Annotated in this window: 21 protein-coding genes, 1 tRNA gene and 3 pseudogenes; 14 read left to right on the top strand and 11 right to left on the bottom strand. The window is 63.5% G+C overall.

The features are described 5' to 3' along the window. Window positions 1-90 precede the first annotated feature (90 nt). From QA639_RS22470 to QA639_RS22460, 3 genes are all read left to right on the top strand, one after another. Window positions 91-702, top strand: a complete 612-nt coding sequence (locus QA639_RS22470) for a hypothetical protein (protein ID WP_050384384.1) — start codon at window positions 91-93, stop codon at window positions 700-702. Window positions 703-896: 194 nt separating this feature from the next. Further along, the gene (locus QA639_RS22465) at window positions 897-3746 is read left to right on the top strand and encodes a glycosyltransferase (RefSeq protein ID WP_028332068.1); all 2850 of its coding nucleotides are present in this window, start codon (window positions 897-899) and stop codon (window positions 3744-3746) included. 189 nt (window positions 3747-3935) lie between these two features. Next, window positions 3936-4011 (top strand) — tRNA-Lys (locus QA639_RS22460). A 45-nt stretch (window positions 4012-4056) separates the two neighbouring features. Here the strand turns inward: QA639_RS22460 and QA639_RS22455 are convergent. Continuing rightward, window positions 4057-4263, bottom strand: a pseudogene (locus QA639_RS22455) (hypothetical protein); the annotation flags it as partial. A 466-nt stretch (window positions 4264-4729) separates the two neighbouring features. On the opposite strand from QA639_RS22455, the gene QA639_RS22450 reads away from it, so the two are divergent. Next, window positions 4730-6103, top strand: coding sequence for a TubC N-terminal docking domain-related protein (locus tag QA639_RS22450; RefSeq protein WP_283087431.1), 1374 nt, complete (start codon window positions 4730-4732; stop codon window positions 6101-6103). Between the two features lie 773 nt (window positions 6104-6876). Next, window positions 6877-7008, top strand: coding sequence for a hypothetical protein (locus tag QA639_RS22445; protein WP_256438746.1), 132 nt, complete (start codon window positions 6877-6879; stop codon window positions 7006-7008). Between the two features lie 365 nt (window positions 7009-7373). Here the strand turns inward: QA639_RS22445 and QA639_RS22440 are convergent, their stop codons facing one another. The 3 genes and pseudogenes from QA639_RS22440 to QA639_RS22430 all read right to left on the bottom strand — a co-directional run bounded on the left by QA639_RS22440 (window position 7374) and on the right by QA639_RS22430 (window position 9126). Then, the gene (locus QA639_RS22440) at window positions 7374-7610 is read right to left on the bottom strand and encodes a hypothetical protein (protein WP_050384381.1); all 237 of its coding nucleotides are present in this window, start codon (window positions 7608-7610) and stop codon (window positions 7374-7376) included. A gap of 198 nt (window positions 7611-7808) precedes the next feature. Further along, a pseudogene (locus QA639_RS22435) lies at window positions 7809-8713 on the bottom strand (ribonuclease Z). 218 nt (window positions 8714-8931) lie between these two features. Then, the gene (locus QA639_RS22430) at window positions 8932-9126 is read right to left on the bottom strand and encodes a hypothetical protein (RefSeq protein WP_016846119.1); all 195 of its coding nucleotides are present in this window, start codon (window positions 9124-9126) and stop codon (window positions 8932-8934) included. Between the two features lie 266 nt (window positions 9127-9392). Here QA639_RS22430 and QA639_RS22425 point away from each other — a divergent pair, with 266 nt between their 5' ends. After that, entirely contained in the window at window positions 9393-9611 is a 219-nt protein-coding gene (locus tag QA639_RS22425; protein ID WP_028332074.1) for a hypothetical protein, read from the top strand. Between the two features lie 27 nt (window positions 9612-9638). Here QA639_RS22425 and QA639_RS22420 read toward each other — a convergent pair whose 3' ends face one another. The 3 genes from QA639_RS22420 to QA639_RS22410 all read right to left on the bottom strand — a co-directional run bounded on the left by QA639_RS22420 (window position 9639) and on the right by QA639_RS22410 (window position 10650). Further along, entirely contained in the window at window positions 9639-10100 is a 462-nt protein-coding gene (locus QA639_RS22420) for a hypothetical protein (protein WP_283087430.1), read from the bottom strand. Window positions 10101-10135: 35 nt separating this feature from the next. Beyond that, a complete protein-coding gene (locus tag QA639_RS22415; protein ID WP_016846117.1) occupies window positions 10136-10300 on the bottom strand; it encodes a hypothetical protein in 165 nt (54 codons plus the stop codon). A gap of 89 nt (window positions 10301-10389) precedes the next feature. Next, window positions 10390-10650, bottom strand: a complete 261-nt coding sequence (locus QA639_RS22410; RefSeq protein ID WP_028332076.1) for a DUF3551 domain-containing protein — start codon at window positions 10648-10650, stop codon at window positions 10390-10392. Window positions 10651-11005: 355 nt separating this feature from the next. Here QA639_RS22410 and QA639_RS22405 point away from each other — a divergent pair, with 355 nt between their 5' ends. Then, window positions 11006-11797, top strand: a complete 792-nt coding sequence (locus QA639_RS22405; protein WP_028332077.1) for a hypothetical protein — start codon at window positions 11006-11008, stop codon at window positions 11795-11797. Window positions 11798-11953: 156 nt separating this feature from the next. Here QA639_RS22405 and QA639_RS22400 read toward each other — a convergent pair whose 3' ends face one another. Next, window positions 11954-12805: a 3-hydroxybutyryl-CoA dehydrogenase gene (locus QA639_RS22400; RefSeq protein WP_028332078.1), complete on the bottom strand. Its 852-nt coding sequence runs from the start codon at window positions 12803-12805 to the stop codon at window positions 11954-11956. A gap of 137 nt (window positions 12806-12942) precedes the next feature. Then, the gene (locus QA639_RS22395) at window positions 12943-13134 is read right to left on the bottom strand and encodes a hypothetical protein (RefSeq protein ID WP_157348719.1); all 192 of its coding nucleotides are present in this window, start codon (window positions 13132-13134) and stop codon (window positions 12943-12945) included. A 250-nt stretch (window positions 13135-13384) separates the two neighbouring features. Here QA639_RS22395 and QA639_RS22390 point away from each other — a divergent pair, with 250 nt between their 5' ends. From QA639_RS22390 to QA639_RS22380, 3 genes are all read left to right on the top strand, one after another. After that, a complete protein-coding gene (locus tag QA639_RS22390) occupies window positions 13385-13534 on the top strand; it encodes a hypothetical protein (protein WP_167350391.1) in 150 nt (49 codons plus the stop codon). Between the two features lie 218 nt (window positions 13535-13752). Further along, the gene (locus QA639_RS22385) at window positions 13753-13968 is read left to right on the top strand and encodes a hypothetical protein (protein ID WP_028332079.1); all 216 of its coding nucleotides are present in this window, start codon (window positions 13753-13755) and stop codon (window positions 13966-13968) included. A 128-nt stretch (window positions 13969-14096) separates the two neighbouring features. Beyond that, complete coding sequence (locus tag QA639_RS22380; protein ID WP_050384373.1) at window positions 14097-14354, top strand: hypothetical protein; 258 nt, start codon at window positions 14097-14099, stop codon at window positions 14352-14354. Window positions 14355-14367: 13 nt separating this feature from the next. Here the strand turns inward: QA639_RS22380 and QA639_RS22375 are convergent. Continuing rightward, window positions 14368-15083: pseudogene (locus QA639_RS22375) on the bottom strand (IS5 family transposase). 284 nt (window positions 15084-15367) lie between these two features. On the opposite strand from QA639_RS22375, the gene QA639_RS22370 reads away from it, so the two are divergent. From QA639_RS22370 to QA639_RS22355, 4 genes are all read left to right on the top strand, one after another. Then, a complete protein-coding gene (locus QA639_RS22370) occupies window positions 15368-16657 on the top strand; it encodes a hemolysin family protein (protein WP_283087429.1) in 1290 nt (429 codons plus the stop codon). Window positions 16658-16778: 121 nt separating this feature from the next. Then, complete coding sequence (locus QA639_RS22365; protein ID WP_028332082.1) at window positions 16779-17378, top strand: formyltransferase family protein; 600 nt, start codon at window positions 16779-16781, stop codon at window positions 17376-17378. Window positions 17379-17571: 193 nt separating this feature from the next. Beyond that, on the top strand, window positions 17572-17931 hold the full coding sequence (locus QA639_RS22360) for a hypothetical protein (protein WP_283087428.1): 360 nt from the start codon (window positions 17572-17574) through the stop codon (window positions 17929-17931). Further along, window positions 17876-18430, top strand: a complete 555-nt coding sequence (locus tag QA639_RS22355; protein ID WP_198400349.1) for a hypothetical protein — start codon at window positions 17876-17878, stop codon at window positions 18428-18430. The genes QA639_RS22360 and QA639_RS22355 overlap by 56 nt, the downstream gene beginning before the upstream one ends. A 93-nt stretch (window positions 18431-18523) precedes the next feature. On the opposite strand, the gene QA639_RS22350 is transcribed toward QA639_RS22355, so the two are convergent. Beyond that, window positions 18524-18922, bottom strand: a complete 399-nt coding sequence (locus tag QA639_RS22350; RefSeq protein WP_283087426.1) for a RidA family protein — start codon at window positions 18920-18922, stop codon at window positions 18524-18526. Window positions 18923-18963: the final 41 nt, after the last annotated feature.

Below are 18963 nucleotides of genomic sequence, written 5' to 3'. Positions count from 1 at the left end.
GAGTCTCCGCCGCACTGGAGACCTATTTGGACGGCATCACGCGAGCCGTTAGGATGATCCCGCGGGGGCAGGAACATTATCGGGGAATACATGCGTCGACGGCTGCTTGAGTTGAAGAACACTAGTTTGCGCCATCTTGCCGTAACGGGCCTAGTCACGGGCCTTGCGCTCCTCATTGGGGCCGGCGGCGCGTTCGCCCAGAGCGGCACGCCGAATCCGCCGGATCAGGCCAAACAGCAGCCTGGACAGCCCGACGCCAACGCAAATGCCGCACGGGAAGCCAACCAGCGCAAGGTCGAGGAATTCGTCGAGGCCCAGCAGGCCATCAACGGCCCGGCCGGCAACCCGGAATGCGTCTGGCTCGGCCGGCGCGTCGTCCGCCTGATGTGGAACGACGATCTCGACACCGCGTTCCGCCATCTCGACCTCTACGACCGGTTCGGCTGCCCTGGCGGCCACGTCCAAGCGACGTTCCGCTGCCTGACCCGGTTCGGCGCCCAGATCGACGACAAGGTGCGCGGCAGCCTCGACGGCCGCATCCACGCCTGCTGGATCAATCCGGGCGCGCAGCCCCAGGCTGCGGCGGCGGCCGCTGCTCCCACCCCGGCGCCGGCGACGGCCGGCACCGCCGCACCGGCACCGGCGGCGTCGCCTTCGCCTGCACCGACCCCGTCGGCGGCACCTGCGCCGGCGTCGAAATAGCCGTATCCCGCGACGGGGTCCGACCGCGATTTTTTTTCGCGGCTGGAACGGCTTGCGCCCTTAAAACGCCATCGCGGCACACCAGTTGTTAAATCGGATGGCGGAGATATCTTTCCCTCCGCTGTCGTGTTGGTCGAACCTAGGGGACGGGTTCGCTTAGTCCTCAATCTCAGGCCCCGTATGGTTTAACCGCGATGCGCGCCGTCGTCGCCGTCCTGTTGCTTGTCACCGCCGCCCACGCCGCCCTGTGGGGTCTCTTCCAGGAGAGGCAGTCGGCGCCCGATTTCCGTGGCACGCTGCCGAGCCTGTCCTACGCTCCGTTCGAGTCAGGCCACACCGTCGCAGACGTTGCCGCCGACACCGAGAAGGTGCGCGCCGACCTGAAGAAGCTCTCCACGCTCACCAAAGCGGTCCGCCTCTATTCGTCGACCGAAGGCAATGAGCTGGTGCCGCCGGTCGCCGCCGAGTTCGGCATGAAGGTCACCGTCGGCGCGTGGATCGACAAGGACGCCAACCGCAACAACCGCGAGATCGAAGCTGCGATCAATCTGGCCAAGCGCAACAGCAACGTCATCGGCATCGTGGTCGGCAACGAAACCGTGTTCCGCGGCGAGCAGGTGCCGCTGGAAAACCTCGGCTCGGTTCCGGAGATCGGCGTGCCGCCCGAGGAGTCCGAGAGGATTCTTCGCGAGGAAGCGCAGCGTCTTCACGACGCGGAAATGCAGCCGGATGAGAACGGCAGCAGCGGCTTGAGCAAGCGCGCTGAAGCGATCAAGTGGGCAGTCGCCGAAAACAACGTGCACCGGCTGATCAAGGTGATCCAGCGGGTCAAGAAGTCGGTCAACGTCCCCGTCACGACCGGTGAAATCTGGAACATCTGGCGCGACCATCCGCAACTCGCCAATTCCGCCGATTTCATCGCCGCGCACGTGCTGCCCTATTGGGAAAACTTCACTGACAAGCAGGCGGTGGACCAGGCGGTCGACCGCTACAACCTGCTGCGCGACTCCTTCCCCGGCAAGCGCATCCTGATCGCCGAATTCGGCTGGCCGAGCCAAGGCTACAATCTGCGCAGCGCCGAGCCCGGTCCGTTCCAGCAGGCCACGGTGCTGCGCAACTTCGTCACCCGCGCCGAAGCGATCGGCATGGACTACAACATCGTCGAAGCCATCGATCAGCCCTGGAAGTTCTTCGAAGGCGGCGTCGGTCCCTACTGGGGCATCCTCAATGCCGACCGCGAGGCGAAATTCGCCTGGACCGGACCGGTCACCGATCTGAACTACTGGAAGATTGCGCTGGTCGCCGTCCTGGTCGGCCTGTTCATGTCGCTGCCGATCCTGCGGCTGGACCAGCCGACCGTGATGCAGGCGCTGCTCTTGTCGGCGGCCGCCAACGGCGTTGGCGCGTGGGTCGCGACCGTGTTCTCGTACTGGACCACGCACTACTTCGTCTGGGGCTCGGCCTTCGCGCTCAGCCTCGGCCTGGTGCTGCTGGTTCCGCTGGTCCTGATCGCGATGGCCCGGATCGAGGAGATCGCTGCGGTCGCGTTCGGCCGCGGCCCGCGCCGGCTGATCGGCAAGAGCGCGCCGCTCGCGCCCGCCACGATCGGCGAGAACGTGAAGTTTCCGAAGGTCTCGATCCACATCCCGGCCTATTTCGAGCCGGTCGAGATGCTCAAGCAGACGCTCGATGCAGTGTCGCGGCTCGACTATCCGAACTTCGAGTGCGTCTGCATCATCAACAACACGCCCGATCCCGACTTCTGGCGGCCGATCCAGGATCACTGCCGGCTGCTCGGCGAGCGCTTCAAGTTCATCAATGCCGAGAAGGTGCAGGGCTTCAAGGCCGGCGCGCTGCGCATCGCGATGGACCGCACCGCGGCGGATGCCGAGATCATCGGCATCATCGACGCCGACTACGTCGTGCATCCGGACTGGCTGAAGGATCTCGTGCCGGCGTTCGCCGATCCGCGCGTCGGCCTCGTGCAGGCGCCGCAGGAGCATCGCGACGGCGATCGCTCGCTGATGCACTACATCATGAACGGCGAATATGCCGGGTTCTTCGACATCGGCATGGTCCAGCGCAACGAGTTCAACGCGATCATCGTGCACGGCACGATGTGCCTGATCCGCCGCGCCGCGATGGACAAGGCCGGCGGCTGGTCCTCTGACACGATCTGCGAGGACACCGATCTCGGCCTCTCGATCCAGCAGCAGGGCTGGCTCACGCACTACACCAATGTGCGTTACGGCGAGGGCCTGCTGCCCGACACCTATGAGGCCTTCAAGAAGCAGCGCCATCGCTGGGCCTATGGCGGCTTCCAGATCGTCAAGAAGCACTGGCGGCGCTTCCTGCCCGGCGCCAGCCGGCTGACGCCCGATCAGCGCCGCGAGTTCTCGCTGGGCTGGCTCAACTGGCTCGGCGCCGAAAGTCTCGGCGTCGTGGTTGCGATCCTCAATCTGATCTGGGTGCCGATCGTCGCCTTCGCCGACATCGCGATCCCCGACAAGATTCTGACGCTGCCGATCATCGCCTCCTTCATCGTCTCGCTGGTACATTTCGTCGCGCTCTACCGGCTGCGCGTGAACATCAAGGCCGGCCAGATGTTAGGAGCCATGATCGCGGCGATGAGCGTACAGTGGACGGTGTCACGCGCGGTGGCGCAGGGCCTGATCACCGAGCATCTCGCGTTCGCCCGCACCTCCAAGGGCGGCCTGTCGCGGATGTCGATCGAGTTCCAGGCGTTCTGGGAAGCCGTGATCGGCGTGTTGCTGCTGATCGGCGCCGTCGTGCTGGTCGTCACCAACGGCTACAAGCAGGTGCGCGAGATCTACATCTTCGCCGGCGTCCTGGTGTTGCAGAGCCTGCCATTCCTGGCGGCGGTCTCCATCGCAATCCTGGAAAATTCGCGGATCAACGAGTTCGCATTCTGGCGCAACAGCGCGATCCGCACCGCGGAACTGATCGGGTTGCGCCCGGTCAGCCTGCCCTCGGTCGCCGCCCCGTCGCAGCCGGTCGGCTCGGAAATCCGCCGCGACAACTAGCGCCCGATTTGGCCGACTTCAAGAAACGGCCCTAACCGCAGGCGCCGGAACGGCAAATCCGGCGCGCCGGTGCACAATTGACCGCCCCTCGGCTATTGACCCGATGGGCCCTGCCCCCTACACAGCGCGGGCTGGAGCACGATCCGGAGCGGTTCACCGCTGGCGTCCGGATCTAATGTTCAGGTGAGTGAGCGCGTAGCTCAGGCGGTAGAGCACGTGACTTTTAATCATGGGGTCGAGGGTTCGAGTCCCTCCGCGCTCACCAAACAAATTCTTTGTCCAGCCCGGCGACATGGGTAACAGGTCGTACCTAAGACATGGGTGACAGCCTCGTGCCGAACGGGTTGTCGAGGGGTTGCAAGGTTTTCTGCTCCAGGTCGAAGTATCCCAGATCATCGTGCATGAAGCTGACGAGCAAAATGCCGTCGTCGACTTCCTTGATGCCGAGTTGTTGGCCGGCCAGCACGGTGGAGATGTTGATCCGCTTGCGGTGCAGGCAAAGCCGCCCGACGCTTGATGGAGCACGCGAGAGCATTCGAGCCGATCCGGGGCGGCCGAATCTACATCGAGAAGATCAGCGCCCCCATGCTCTACCGGGACAAGGCAACGCCGGCCGAGTGGACTGGGCTCCGGGATGCAATCGGAAAAAGCTGGCTTGAATATCACGAGAGCGGGACGTTCGCGCGGACGCTCCCGTCTGGGAAAGACCTGTTCGCCTGAGCTGTCCCATACATTCGGAGTACCTCATCTAGTGGGGCTAAGGCCACGAGCCCTTGGCGTTTCGCACGTCGCAATATCCATCGGGAATTTGCACTTCCTTCCTGGGGCTAGGCCGGCGCCGCCGGCATGCATTTCAAGCGGACGGCGTTGGGTGTTCTCGCCATGCGGATGATTGACCAGGTGCCGAAAGAAGCTTGGGATGGCATCTGCCCGGCCAAGGTCGGGCGCCCATTCCAAGGCGAAGCACCCGAGGACGATCTCAAATGGAAACGGCCAGGCTTCTATCGGTTCTCCGCGACCGGAACGTCAGAATATGGGTTGAGGGGGACCGCCTCAAGTGCAGCGCCCCCGCTGGCGCGCTTGACGCAGAGTTACGCGCGACACTGGCCGACCGAAAGCAAGAACTGCTCGCCTGGCTTCGGCAGGCGGAGACGCTGAAGAGCAGTCCGGCCGACTCCCTGCCGATCGAGCGCGAGGACGGGACAAGAGCGCTCCTGCCGACAATTTCCAGGGAGGTTCCGTTGCCGATAATCCCGGCACAGCGCGAATGCATGAGCCGCTTCGTAAAGGAACTCCGGGGTTGCGGCTACGACCTTGCAAGCTGTGCCGAACGTCTTGAGGTCCTTCCTCGCCTCGGCGTCAATTTCTGGCAAAGAATGCGAATGTCTTGGACCCCTCAAAAGAGCGATCCGATCGACAATCTCATTACGCTCTTCATCGATGGCCGGCAGGTGAGCGCAGACGTTATCGCGAAGCAGATTTCGTCGTTCTTTGTCGATGTGGCCCTCGAAATGAGATTGGCCGAAAAAAACGGCGACTTGTTGCAGTCGAACTTCTGTTTGTTCCCATGTTACGGGAAATACCTGGTCACCGACCAAGCAGAGAAGAATACCGCAATCAATCAAGTCATGTGGTTGTGGGGAGAGAGCTTTATGCTCGGCGGCTTTGTGAAGAGGATCCCCCGCAGGCGCGCCATTGATCTCGGAACAGGCTCCGGAGTGCACGCTATTCTGGCAAGCGACCATTCTGCGACAGTCGTGGGCGCTGACGTCAGTCCACGCGCCATCGCATTCTCCAACTTCAATGCAGCGCTAAACGAAAAGAGCAACATCGATTTCGTTACAAGCGATCTCTTCGATTCGATCGACGGGACATGTGATCTGCTGGTATGTAACCCTCCTTACGCGCCGGACACTGCCGCCAAGGCAAGCGATAATTTTTGGAGCGGTGGAATAGAAGGCACTGAGCTTCTGCGGAGGGTCGTCGAGGCTCTTCCCACGAGGTTGGATGCGGACGGAACAGCGTACATCAATGCTCTGTTTCCGAATCCTCCGGGAACGAAAATCAGGGATCACTTCGATGCCTGGCTTGAAGGCAATCTCACGGAGTGGGACGTGCTGGATCACACCTGGCCTGTGCCGGGATATCAAGATTTGTTCTCCGAGCAACCATTCCAGGGTGATATGAGCGCGTGGCGCTTTGGCGTGGTGAGTATGCGTCGATCTCGGACTGGCCGGGGTTGGTGGAAGGAAGTCGCAGGCAATGGCCTGTTCTTCCGAGAGGACGGAAGTTGCAGCGTAATCGCTGATCACGATGCCTACGGGTCACCTGCTGGAATATCGCCGAACAACTCGTAGGACACGGTGGAGCACAGCATCACTCCCGGCAGACGTCCGTCATGGCCTCGCCGTCCAGCAGATGGGCGACAAAGCTAAGGCGCTCTTCCATCACCGAACTCGCTTTGCGCGGCAACCACACCTCCCGCAGAACGGAAGCGGAAAGTGTAACCCATGTGTCCGGTACGGACCGTCGCCCATGTCTCGGGCCGCTCATACATTTTGAGCCAAGTAGTCAGCCTCCCAAACATTCGCGAAATTTCCGTGCGGCAGTGACATCGCTCTCGTGGTGTTTGGAAGCCGGCCCGGGCCCTGGCACCGGCCCCTCTTCTTAATTTTGTGTGAACCAAGCCACAGTTGTTCGGCGTGATCTTTAGTAGGTTTTCGGCGCTGGGGATTTCAGGGCCCAGAGGCTGGAAGAACAGGGCGCCGCCGGGACAACTCATTTCGGGCCCGGCGGCGTAAATTTTCGGGACGGTCAGAACTCCAATCCCAATGCTCGGACCAGACGCATTCGGACGCCAACGGCTCGTTGCTCTCCCTGTCGCAGTCCACGTTCGGCGTCGCCTGCGTCGAGCCTGCCTGCGGTTCTCCGGACCGGTTGGCGGCGCGTGTATTCCGGCATGAGCCTTGCTCTTTAGGTGGCGCAGGAAATTTCAGTGTCCCGGTTCGGAACAAGCTGCCGCCGGATGTGTCTTTTGGAGACGAGCAGCTGGATTCATTGGGAGGCATCGTTGAGATACGCAGCGCCCCTACAGTCAAGGTTTGTCGTTCGGAGAGGAAGCACCGACTGGATGGTTTATGATCGCGAGCTCAAGGGGCCAGCGCAGTTGAAGAAAGACGGCCACTTCGCCGAGAAGCTGACGAAGGAACAGGCCGAACACATCAAGCAGGCATTGACGGACGCCCTGAAGCCCGAGCCGTAGGCAAAGCTGGATCGAGTACCCCGATTGGTGGCGACACAAACCGCGAACAGATGACATCTGTGTTACCTCGTAAGGTATATGAACAGAGTTGGGCAAAGCGAACGAGGCGCGGCAAAATGGCGGCGCATCGATGGAGCAAATTAGGCCCCTGCGGGATTCAGCTTTGGCCACTGCACGTTCTGATCGGGCCAGCGTCGTCGTTGAAAGGGAACGATCGGGGAACAGCTCAAGGCACATCGAAAGCCGCCCGCGCCAGAAAGGTCGCCTCGCGCCGAGGCGGGTGGAGCGCGAGGCATGACGGCGCAAGCGCGCCGTTCAGCGCACAATTTGGAGCGAACATTCGGAACGCTGCTGGAGTTCGGCCGTCAAGATAACGGCAGTTCGCCCTGGCCGCCTGTCCAGTCGATGATGTCGAGCTGCAGCCCTCGCTTCAGCATCTCGGCCTCGAGGCTGCCGGCATGCCGCTTCCACTCGGGCGTCGCGCGGACCCGGAATTTTGGCTCTTCGCCGGCCGCCTCGAATTCGTCGTCGGCTCTGAGCGCACCGCGGACGGCTTCGTACATCATCTTCAGGCTGGCGTCGGTGAAGGCGCCGTAGTCCATCGGTCGTCTCCCTTGGCACTGTGAGACGCGAAAGGCCGCCACGTAGTCACTCGTGGCGGCCTTCTGCTAGCGGCCCATCCAGACGGCCTAGAACGACGTTGCGTGAGTCGGGTTAATGAAGCGTTGCTGGCACGGCACCGGCACGCTTTCACAGACACCCTCGACAGCGTTCCTTCGCCGGGGTGGAGGCCGCTGCACTCAGATCGCGATGCGATCGAAGTCGATGGCTATCCGGCTGTTCGGGAAAATTCTCGTCGCCTCCGCCAGAATGTCCTCATCCGGGTAGCGGCCGGAGATGTGGGTGAGCACGAGCTGCTTGACCCCGCTCCGCGCCGCGAACGCGGCGGCTTCGCTGGCCGTCAAGTGTCCGTAGTCGCGCGCGATAGCCGCGTCGCGCTCGAGAAACGTCGCTTCGATCACCAGCACGTCGGCGTCCATGGCGTGTTCGGCCAGCCCGTCGGTTGTTTCAGCATCACCGACAATGACGAGCTTCTTTCGCCCCTGGGCCGAGCCAAGCACCTGCTCCGGATCGATGGTGCGACCATCGTCCAGCTTCACCTGCCGCCCCTCCGCCAGCTCCGACGAACCGGCCCATCAGGCACGCGCAGCGCCAGAAGCCGGTCCGGGAGCAGATGCCGGCGCACCGCGCTCTGAAAGGAGAAGGCGAAGCTGTCCGTATCCCGGTGGCGGACCGGAAAGCAATCGATGGTGAATTCGCCGGCGTCGAGGACTCGTCCCTCGCTCAACGGCACCAGATCAAGCGGGATCGGCGCTCTGCCCTCGCCCCACAGCCCCGCCAGCATGCGGACGACGACATCGAGCGTACCGGGTCCGGCATGAATCGTCATCGCATCCGAACTTTGCCGCAACCGGAGGGTCGAAAACAGCCCGGGGATGCCGAGCACATGATCGAAATGCCCGTGAGTCAACAGCAGATGATCAAGCCGTCGAAAGCCGGCGCCACTCCGCAGCAGCTGGCGCTGCGTTCCCTCGCCGCAATCGACCAGAATACGACTGCCGGCTGCCTCGACAAGGATGCCCGGGTGGTTGCGCTCGGGAGACGGCACGCTTGCCGACGTTCCCAGAAAAGTCAGCGAGAACATCGCAGCACCTCGCCTTCCGACTACCGACGGCGCCATGCCGCCGAGATCGCGCAATCTGATGGCAGCGTCGCCCGATGTGTTCAAGCACTTCGATGCGGACGACGGTGGACCGAGGCGTCCTGAAGCCGGCTGCGTTACGGGCAGACCGCATCCGCGCCGCCAACGGGATCGATCGTCGTGACCGGCGCGCGCGGCGGCCTCGTCACGCCCTCAACCGGTCACAGCCTCAAGCATCGAAACAGCTGCGCGAGCGCAGTGTTGGCGGATTGCGCGCGCCGTTCGACGATTTCGGCCGCGGCGGCGTAGTTGCGCGCCAGGATCTGGAGCGCGCGGCGGGCATCCGGCAGCGTGGATTGCTCCGCCATCTCCAGGCACTGATGCTCGAAATATCTGAGCTCCTCAAGTTCGGTCATTGGCGAATCGTCCGATCGGGTCCTGCATTTTCGAACTCAGTGCGCCAGCGCCCTAGTGAAAGTTTGGCAAGTTTGTTGCGGGGGCCGAGCAATCTGGTCGGAGTGTTTCTGGACGCATGATTTGATGATCACCGCTGCGTGACCGATGCGAGGTGAGCTGCGCGGATCGACAAGCGCGTGCAATCGTCTCACAATGCGCCGGTCTCGCTTGGCGAGCCCTGGAACGCACGCGGTTGATGCGGTAGCGAATTGGCTTTGTTGGACCGATGAGGAAACGCGATTGGGCTTTCGTGGCGGCCTGTGTGGCAGGCGCGCTGCTGTTCGGCGTCTGGAGTTTCCAGATGGGTATCGCGTTTCATCGGTCCCAGCACGGTGCGACCGACCTCTCCAGTTCGCACCGGCGGAGCCAGGACGACGCTTCCGCGCGCAGCCCGGCCCGGCTCGAGGCGGATGACGGCGATCAGCAGGCCGGACAGCCGCGATAGCGTTCGTCACCGCCAAATCGCGTCCGACTAGGCCCAAGCCAGGCCTGCCATGCCGGCGGCGCCATCGTCATCTGTCTTCGCATGCGTGAGCCGCCTGCGGCGCGCGCTATCCTTGGCACGATGGTCACGAACGCCAAATCTGTGCAGCGCCATCGGCACATGCCGCATCACGGCGCGGACGAGACCGATGGCCTGTCTGACGACGGCCACAACCGTTGCAACGCGGGTAAAGAAGCCGATCAGGAAGATCATCGAGAAGATGTCGATATAGGCCAGCACATCGCCAACCAGCATCAGCAGCTCGGGAGGAAGCGGAATCCGGTGCCAATAGGCGCCGATCACGATCGCAACCGGGATCAGCGCGATCAGCTTCCGCAACGTCAGCCGATCGAGCAAGGCGGCAAGCTCAACGACCAGGATCTGCCACAGCCAATCGCCAAGCACGGCCGGCTTGTCGATCGTCCAAGTCTGCCACAAACGCTGCCACATCGCCGCTCCGCCTCCCCTTGCGCGCATTACCGGCGCTACGGCTTCGACGACGCCTCGCTGCCGCTGCCCTCGTCTGCGGCGCCTTGCGCATCAGCCGGATCGGCCGATGGAAAGATGCGCTCATAGTTCGCACGCGCCTCGCGGATCAGCCGCGCGCGCTCGCGTTCGGACTTCGAGATGAACCTGATGATCTCGCCCATATTCGCTCCAAGGCAAAAAAAAATGATCCGACCGTCAGCTATGCAACCATCGTGCCCGACGGTCGCTTGGCCCGACCTCCTCGCACCGCTCAGCGGAATGCCCGCGGCGCCACCCGCTGCTGGCTGAACGCGACGCGCGGATTGATGCCGCAATAGGCGTCGCGGCCCGACGCGGATGCCTGGCACTGCTGGTAGGTCTGGTAGCCGCAATAGCCGGGATATCCCTCCTGCCGGCCCTGGATGCACCAGGGATACTCATAGGGATCGGCCGCCGCAGGCGACGCGGAACCGACAATCCAGCTCGTTCCGAGCGCCGCGAACGCCAGAATTGCCCAATTCGTCCTGCGCATGATCGTGTTTCCTTGCTCCATCGGCTCCCAGCCGCTGATCTAGGTACGCCCGCAGGATCTGCGAGGTTTCCGGTGACCGCCTCAAGAAGCTGTGACGATCGTTCGAAGCCTGGTCGCGGCACGGTGAGGACCGGCTGATCGGTCGTCGGCCCTCGCGGCCCCCGGACCCGCTGACCCACTGGCCCACTGGCCCGCTGCCCGCCGGGCCCTCCCTCCGCATGTAGTTAACCGACGCCTAATCGCAGATGCGCGGTTGAAATGTACGACTTAAGCGCGCTGCAAGGCGGCTGCCCTAGTCTCCCGCCCGGCTCAATGGACGACGACACCGGAGAGGCTCGTCACACGGGGGATAGTCATGCGCAGCGCGCTCATTGCTTCAATGATCCTGTCACTTGCGGCCGGGCCGGCCGTTGCCGGACCACGAATGTCGGGGCCGTCCGAGGCGGCACCGAGCAGCGTCGAGAAGTATCGCGGCTACGTCTTCGATCTCTCCGAGAACGCCGACCGCAAGGACGTTACCAGCATCGCCGACATGGTCCGCCGCCAGCTCGACGTCGTGGAAACCGCAGGCTTCAGCCCGAAGGTGCTGCAGTTCTTCCATCGCGTGCCGATCGTTGCCAGCGAGATGGCGTGTCTCGACGAAGGCGCGGCAGCGGCCTGCTATGGCTTGACGCCGCCGGAATGGGACCGCGGCACGACGCGCGACGTCACCATCTGGGATCACGACAAGCAGCAATGGACCAATTCGGATCCGCTCGCGCTTGCGCTCGATTCCGGCATCGGCATCATCAGGATGCGTCCGAACATGATGCGTTACGCGAAGGACCCGGTGCTGCTGCACGAATTCCTTCACGCCTATCACGCCCGGCTGATGCCGAACGGCTATGAGAACAAGGGCATCAAGGGCTTCCTCAGCCAGGCCAAGTCGAAGGAGCTGTTCGCCAAGGAGGCCTATGCACTGAAGAACCAGCAGGAGTTCTTCGCGGTGACGGCGAGCATCTTCCTGGCCGGCAAGGATTCCGAGCACGAACCCTATACGCGCGCCACGCTCAAGGAGAAGATGCCGGACTACTACAAGTATCTCGTCGGCCTGTTCGGCGCCGATCCCGAGGAAACCGGCGTCACGCCGGTCGCATCGGCCAACTGAGCCCGGTATCCCACAAAAAAACGAGGCCCGGTGTGCCTAGGAGACCGGGCCTCGTTTCTGATGTCCCCCGCCTCGTGGCGGATCAGGTCTTGTCGTTACGCGACCTTGTCCGCGCGATCCATCCCGGATGATTACGGGGTCAGGCGCGCGCCGGCCTCACTTGCTGTAGCTGTAGAACCCCTGCCCGGTCTTGCGGCCGAGATGGCCGGCGTCGACCATCTCCTTCAGCAGCGGCGCCGGCCGATATTTGGGGTCGTTGAAGCCGGTATAGAACACCTCCATCACCGACAGCATCGTGTCGAGCCCGATCAGATCGGCGAGCGCTAGCGGGCCGATCGGATGGTTGCAGCCGAGCTTCATGCCGGCATCGATCTCCTCGGCGGTGGCAATGCCTTCCTGCAGCGCGAAGATCGCCTCGTTGATCATCGGACACAGGATGCGGTTCACCGCAAAGCCGGGGCTGTTCTTCGCCGTGATCGCCACCTTGCCGACCCGCTTGGCGAACGCTTCGGCCTTGGCGACGGTGTCGTCCGAGGTCTGCAGGCCCCGGATCAATTCGAGCAGCGCCATCACCGGCACCGGATTGAAGAAATGCATCCCGATGAAGCGGTCGGGACGATCGGTCGAGGCCGCAAGCCGGGTGATCGAGATCGACGAGGTGTTGGTTGCGACCAGCGCGCTCGGCTTCAGTCCCGCAGAGAGATCCTTCAGGATCTTGACCTTCAGCTCCTCGTTCTCGGTCGCGGCTTCGATCACGAGATCGCAGGCGGCGAGCTTGGCCTTGTCGGTGGTCGCATTGATACGCCCGAGCGTCGCGTCGCGATCGGCCGCGGTCATCTTCTCCTTGGCGACCAGCCGATCGAGACTGCTCCCGACCGTCTTCAAGCCGCGCTGGACCGCCGCCTCGGAGATATCCACCATGGTCACGCCGAGGCCTGCCGCCGCGCAAATCTGCGCGATGCCGTTGCCCATGGTCCCGGCGCCGATAATGCCAACCGTCTCAATCATTGCGTTCGTCCCTCGTCGCTTGCGCGGCCGCGCGGCCGCATCGTCAAAAACGGCGGACCGGAGGAGTCCGCGGATGGCGCATGAATAGCAGTCCGGCCGCACGGCCGATACAGCGGAAGCCGGTATTCCGGTGAGGTCTATTCCGGGCGCGGCGGGACAGGTCGCCGTGGCGGAACGGCCGGCCGCGGCGGCGATAGGGCGCGCGGTGGTTCGGCCGCGCGCGACGGTTCGAGCACGCGGTTAAGTCGGACGATCCACCAGGCCAGCCGCCCGTAGCTGCGGCGCAGCGTCGATCCAAATCCCTCGTCGATGTCCTGGTCACGATCCATACCCCTATCATTAACGTGCATCCTTGAAGGAACGGTGAGCGCCATCACGTGCTGCACCGGCAATCGTTAGGAACCTGGCAACTATTTCGCGCAAGCCTCGGTTGACGGCGTGGGCGCCGGTAATCTCCCGGATTGCGTGCGGGAGGCCTTGCGCCGCAGCATCGCCATGCCGGTGCGACTCGCATTTTGTTGATCGAATTTTCCGCGGCGCGCCGCGACACAAGGACATTAGACGACGAGGGCTACGCCCATGCTTTCTGAAAAATTCTTTTTGGTGCTCGAGACATTGCTCAACGGCCAGACCCATTCCGACGGAAGCCCCCGCGTGGTGAGCACCGCGCCCCACATCCCGGTCGAGCTTCCGCGCGAAGGCCAGCCGAAACGCAGCCCTTCCCGCTAGGCCGCTTGGTGGCGGCAGGTGGTCGCCAAGGCCGGGCTGGAGTTTCAGTCGCCGCGGCCACGTCGCTGCGGAATGCCGATCGCGACGTTTGTCTCCGCCAGTTGGCCCGTCGCGACGCACGAAGCCATTCGGCCGGAACGGCGCCTCGCCCGTGATCCAGTTCATAGGTGGCGAAGCCGAACCACGCTACGCCGCGCCCGCAACGAGGTGGCGCCGCCGTGGACGATAAGACCGACAGCAAGACCGATTTCGGAAGCATCGCCGTCGCAATCTGCGTCGCCGCCTACATCGCGATCATGCTGGCCTATCTCGCCCAATGCGATCTCGGCCTGACCGCCGCGCAGACGCGTCATCTCTCGATGCTCGCAGCGCTGGTCCTCGCGCTGCCGGTCGCGCTGGATTTGCTGCGCACCGGGCCCGGCGACGCTGGCTGACGCGGGCACGAACAAGCCTGCAGCCTTCGATCTCCCCTGCAGCAAGCGCGCCTGCGCAACATAGCGCTAGGTGAAGCGACGCGAATCAGGGTTACTTTGCAACTGATCGCTTCGTGGGATTTGGCGGCATGACCCAGCCCGACGTGTTTGATCAGAAGGTTCTGGATCAGAACATTCGCGAACTGCAGGAATGGCTGCGCAGGGCCTGGCAGCAACTCGCGGACCCCTCGCTCACCGCCTTCTCCCGCCGCGAACTGCGCAACCAGATGAAGCAATGCAACGCCGATTTGCGCGTGCAACTGCAAGCCGCCTCCAAACGGATGCTGATGCAGCCCGCCTCATCGGGCAGGAGGTTCGCCAAGCCGGCGCTGCGGATCCTCGCCTAGGTGGTGTTGACACTTATCGCATCCATAGGACGATTGCAGCGAGCGTGACGATGGCTCGGTAATTTCGGGCGGTCTTTTCGAAGCGGGTTGCGACGCGACGGAACTGCTTGAGCTTGCTGAAGCAGCATTCCACGAGGTGGCGCTGGACATAGAGATGCTTGTCGAGCGGATGTTTGAGGGCTCGCGAGGGGTTGTTGGGGATGACGGCGATCGCGCCTTTGGCTGCGATGGCCTGGCGCAAATGATCGGCGTCATAGGCTGCATCGGCCATGACGACCTCGGCGGGCAATCCCTCGATCAACGTGGCGGCTTGCGGGGCATCGCCCTTCTGGCCTGCGGTGAGGGTGAACCGCACGGGACATCCCAAACCTCGAACGGCCATATGTATCTTGGTGCTCAAGCCGCCGCGCGAGCGCCCGATCGCTTGATCTTCAGACCCCCTTTTTTTGCCCCGGCGGCGTGCTGATGCGCCCGGACGATGGTGGAATCGACGATCAAATATTCGAAGTCCGGATCATCGGACATCGCCTCGAAGATCCGCAACCAGACACCCTTGGTGCTCCATCGACTGAAGCGCCGGAACACGCTGTTCCAATCCCCAAACGCCTCCGGAAGATCACGCCAGGGAGAGCCCGTGCGAACGATCCAGAGCACCCCTTCCACGAACATCCGGTTGTCGCGTCCGGTCGAACCTTTCTGGTCGGGCCGGCCAATGATGAGCGGCGCCATGCGCTCCCAAGCCGCGTCGCTCAACACCAAACGATCCATCACACCCAAGGCCGCCTCCCAAAAGTAGCCTTGAATCTGATTTGGCCTCAAAAGGGAATCCCTAGAGTCCACACCGCCTAGGACCTGATGCCAGCGCGCCAAAATGCCGCGATATCTTGCTGCATGCTGGCCATACGCACCCTCTGCTTGTGCAGGAACGCCCGACAAGGCACAGCAAAACCGCTCCGGTATGCCTATATTGGGCGTCATGTAGCGGCCCACGCCGCCAATGTTTAGGGACTCCCGTGTTATATCTGGAACTTGCGATCGTGGCGGTCTTGATCGTCGTCAACGGTCTGTTGTCGATGTCGGAGCTCGCGATCGTCTCCTCGCGTCCGGGGCGTCTTGCGGCGCTGGTCGAACGAGGCGTCCGCGGTTCGCGCCGCGCCCTTGCACTGGCCTCCGATCCCGGCAAGTTCCTCTCCACGGTGCAGATCGGCATCACGCTGATCGGCGTGCTGTCCGGCGCCTTCTCCGGCGCAACGCTTGGCCAGCGTCTGACGCAATGGCTGCTTGAGCTCGGCGTGTCCGCAAGCATCGCCGACGCGGTCGGCGTCGGCCTCGTCGTCGGCGTGATCACCTATGCCTCGCTGATCGTCGGCGAGCTGGTGCCGAAGCAGATCGCCTTGCGCGATCCCGAGTCGATCGCGGTGAAGGTCGCTCCGGCCATGACCATGATGGCGCGGCTGTCGCTGCCGCTGGTGTGGCTGCTCGACCGTTCCGGCAAGCTGCTGCTGTGGGTGCTCGGCCATCGCGAGGATGCACAGGACCGCGTCAGCGAGGACGAGATCAAGACGCTGGTGGTGGAGGCCGAGAACGCCGGTGTGCTCGAGCCCGGCGAAAAGGAGATGATCGCCGGCGTGATGCGGCTCGGCGATCTGCCGGTCGGCGCGGTGATGACGCCGCGCCACGAGGTCAGCCTGATCGACCTCGCCGCCCCCGCGGCCGAGATCCTGGCGACGCTGCAGAAGAGCAGTCACTCGCGCTGCGTGGTGTTCGACGGCAACCGCGATCATGCGCTCGGCATCGTGCAGGCCAAGGACGTGCTCGACGTCTACCTCGCGGGCCAGACGCCCGACATCCGCGCGCTCACGCGCGATGCGCCGATCATTCCGGAGACCGTCGACGCCCGCGACGTGGTCGCGATCCTGCGCGACTCCAGAGTGCATATCGGCCTCGTCCACGACGAGTACGGCACCTTCCAGGGCGTCGTCACCAGCGCCGACATCCTCGAGGCCATCGTCGGCGCCTTCCACACCGAGGAAGGCCCGGCCGAGCCTGCCTATGTCCGGCGCGCCGACGGCTCCTACCTGATCTCGGGCTGGATGCCGGCGCTGGAATTCAGCGAGTTGCTCGGCATCACGCTGCCATCGCCGCGGCCCTACCAGACCGCTGCCGGCTTCCTGCTGCATGAATTCGGCGCGATCCCCGATGTCGGCGCGAAAACCGCCGCGCAGGGCTGGGAATTCGAGATCGTCGACCTCGACGGCCGGCGCATCGACAAGGTTCTGGCCAGTAAGCCGCCGGCGGCCTGACATTTGCCACCCGGCCGTCCTGTTGATAAGCGGCAAGACAGCGAAACAGGCTGCCGCGGTGTGCTATCGGCATAGCGGCGGCCCGAGCAATCCCCGAGTAAACCCCACGGAATAGATCCCCATGCGCATTACCCTTGTCGGTTCCCGCCATTTCGGCGTGACGACCCTGAACATGCTGCGCGAGCACCACGTCACGCTGGTCAGGGTGGTCGTCCATGACGGCGAGGACCGGCTGGCGGCAGCAGCCAGGGCGGCCGGCATCGAAGTCGTTGTGCAGGCCGATCCAAAGCTGGTGACGGCCGCCGAGATTGCGCCGGACACCGACCTGATCGTGACCGCCCATAGCCACGCCCGGGTCAGCAGAGAGGCGCTTGCCGCGTCCAGGCTCGGCGGCATCGGATACCACCCGTCGCTGCTGCCGCGCCACCGCGGCATCGCGGCGGTAGAATGGACCATCAAGGAAGGCGATCCGATCGCCGGCGGCAGCATCTATCACCTCGCCGACCGCATGGACGCCGGCGCGATCGCCGCGCAGGACTGGGTGTTCGTCAAGAAAGGCGAGACCGCCCGCGAGCTGTGGGAGCGCGCGCTGGCGCCGCTCGGTTTGCGTCTGCTCGCCCAGGTCATCGACTACGGCAAGGTCAACGGCTCGCTGCCGGCCAAGGTCCAGGATGAGCAGTTTGCGACCAAGGCGCCGAATCTGAGCCTTGGCAAACACTAACCCGAGCTAGAGTATGGGAGTACCTTGTTCGAAAAAACCATGCTCGGATTTTCCGTTCCTGATCCGGAACCGAATTCACCGTGATGTGTTTGAGTTCACAGGAACATTTGGGGACTCCCGCGACGCAGCAAATTTTGAACACATTGTGACAGGATAAGCCGCGTCATCACACGAAATTACAGGGATTTGATTCATGCGTTCGATCCGCATTCGCGACCTGATTTTGGTCACTTCGGTCGCTTCGGCTGCCGCCTTCACCGCTGCTCCCGTGTCCGCTCAGCAGCCTTATGACGGGCTTTGGAACGTCACCGTCGTCACCAAGACCGGCAGCTGCGAACCGTCGCAGAGCTCGACCGTGACCGTCGCTGAAGGAAAGATCTCGGCACAGGGCGCGGCGATCTCCGGCACCGTCGGCAGCGGGGGACTTGTGCGAGTCTCGATCAATGGTGCATATGCGAACGGACAACTCAGTGGCAACTCCGGATCGGGGAAGTGGAATGGGGCATCAGCTGGCGTACCGTGCAGCGGCCGATGGGAAGCATCCCGTCAGTAAGATCACCAGCCTATCAAGTTTCTTTGCCATCGCGCGGCGGCCAGCATTTGCAGCCGCCGCGTTTTTCGTGACCACACTCGCAAGCACCACGGGCCATGCCCAGTCCGGCCCGTTCGCCGGCATGGCGGGCACCTGGTCGGGCGCCGGCTCGGTCACGCTGGACGACGGCTCCAGCGAGCGCATCCGCTGCCGGGCGACGTATCACGTCGGCGGGCCCCGGATGACCATGATCCTCACCTGCGCCAGCGACGCCTACAAGTTCAACCTGGCGGCCGACGTGCAGGCCGAAGGCAGCGCGGTCAGCGGCAATTGGAGCGAGTCCAGCCGCAATGTCAGCGGCTCGTTGCAGGGTCGCGGCGGCGGCGGCAACTTCCAGGTCGTTGCCAGCGCTCCAGGCTTCAACGCCGATATCTCGATGCGCACCACCGGCAACAAGCAGGCGGTCACGATCAGGGCCGACAGCCAGTTCCGCGGCGCCAGCATCACGCTGTCGAAGTAATCGATCCGCGCTCCAACGTGGAAAGCCCTCGGGTCATCCCCGAGGGCTTTTTGTTTGGCTGAGCGGCAATTCCTCGCGTACGCCCCAGCGATGCTATGCCGCAGGCACGAATGCGGTGACCTCGATCTCGACCTTGGCGCGCTGATCGACCAGCCCGCCGATATAGAGCAGCGTCGACGGCGGGAAATTGCGCCCGAGCGTCTCCTTCCACTCCGCGCCAATACCGGCGCCCGCGGCCTCATACTCGCTGCGGCTGGTCAGGTACCAGGTCAAGCGGACGATGTGCTCGGGGCCGGCGCCGGCTTCGTTCAACAGCTTGATGATGCGCTTCAACGCGGTGCCGACCTGGGCGGCCATCTCGGGGGCGTAGTCGCCCTTCTCGTCGCCGCCGGTCTGCCCCGCCAGCACGATCCACCTGCCGGGCGCGTCGAACGCGACACCGTGCGAGAAGCCGCGGGGTTTCGACCATTCGGCTGGTTGCAAGACACGCATGAATAGATCCTCCTGATTTGATTTTGCCGACCTGCTTAGCA

This window comes from Bradyrhizobium pachyrhizi, assembly GCF_029714545.1.
Classification (GTDB): Bacteria; Pseudomonadota; Alphaproteobacteria; order Rhizobiales; family Xanthobacteraceae; genus Bradyrhizobium; species Bradyrhizobium pachyrhizi.
The sequence above is the reverse complement of the archived record's forward strand: the minus strand, read 5'-3'. Positions and strand labels throughout refer to the sequence as shown.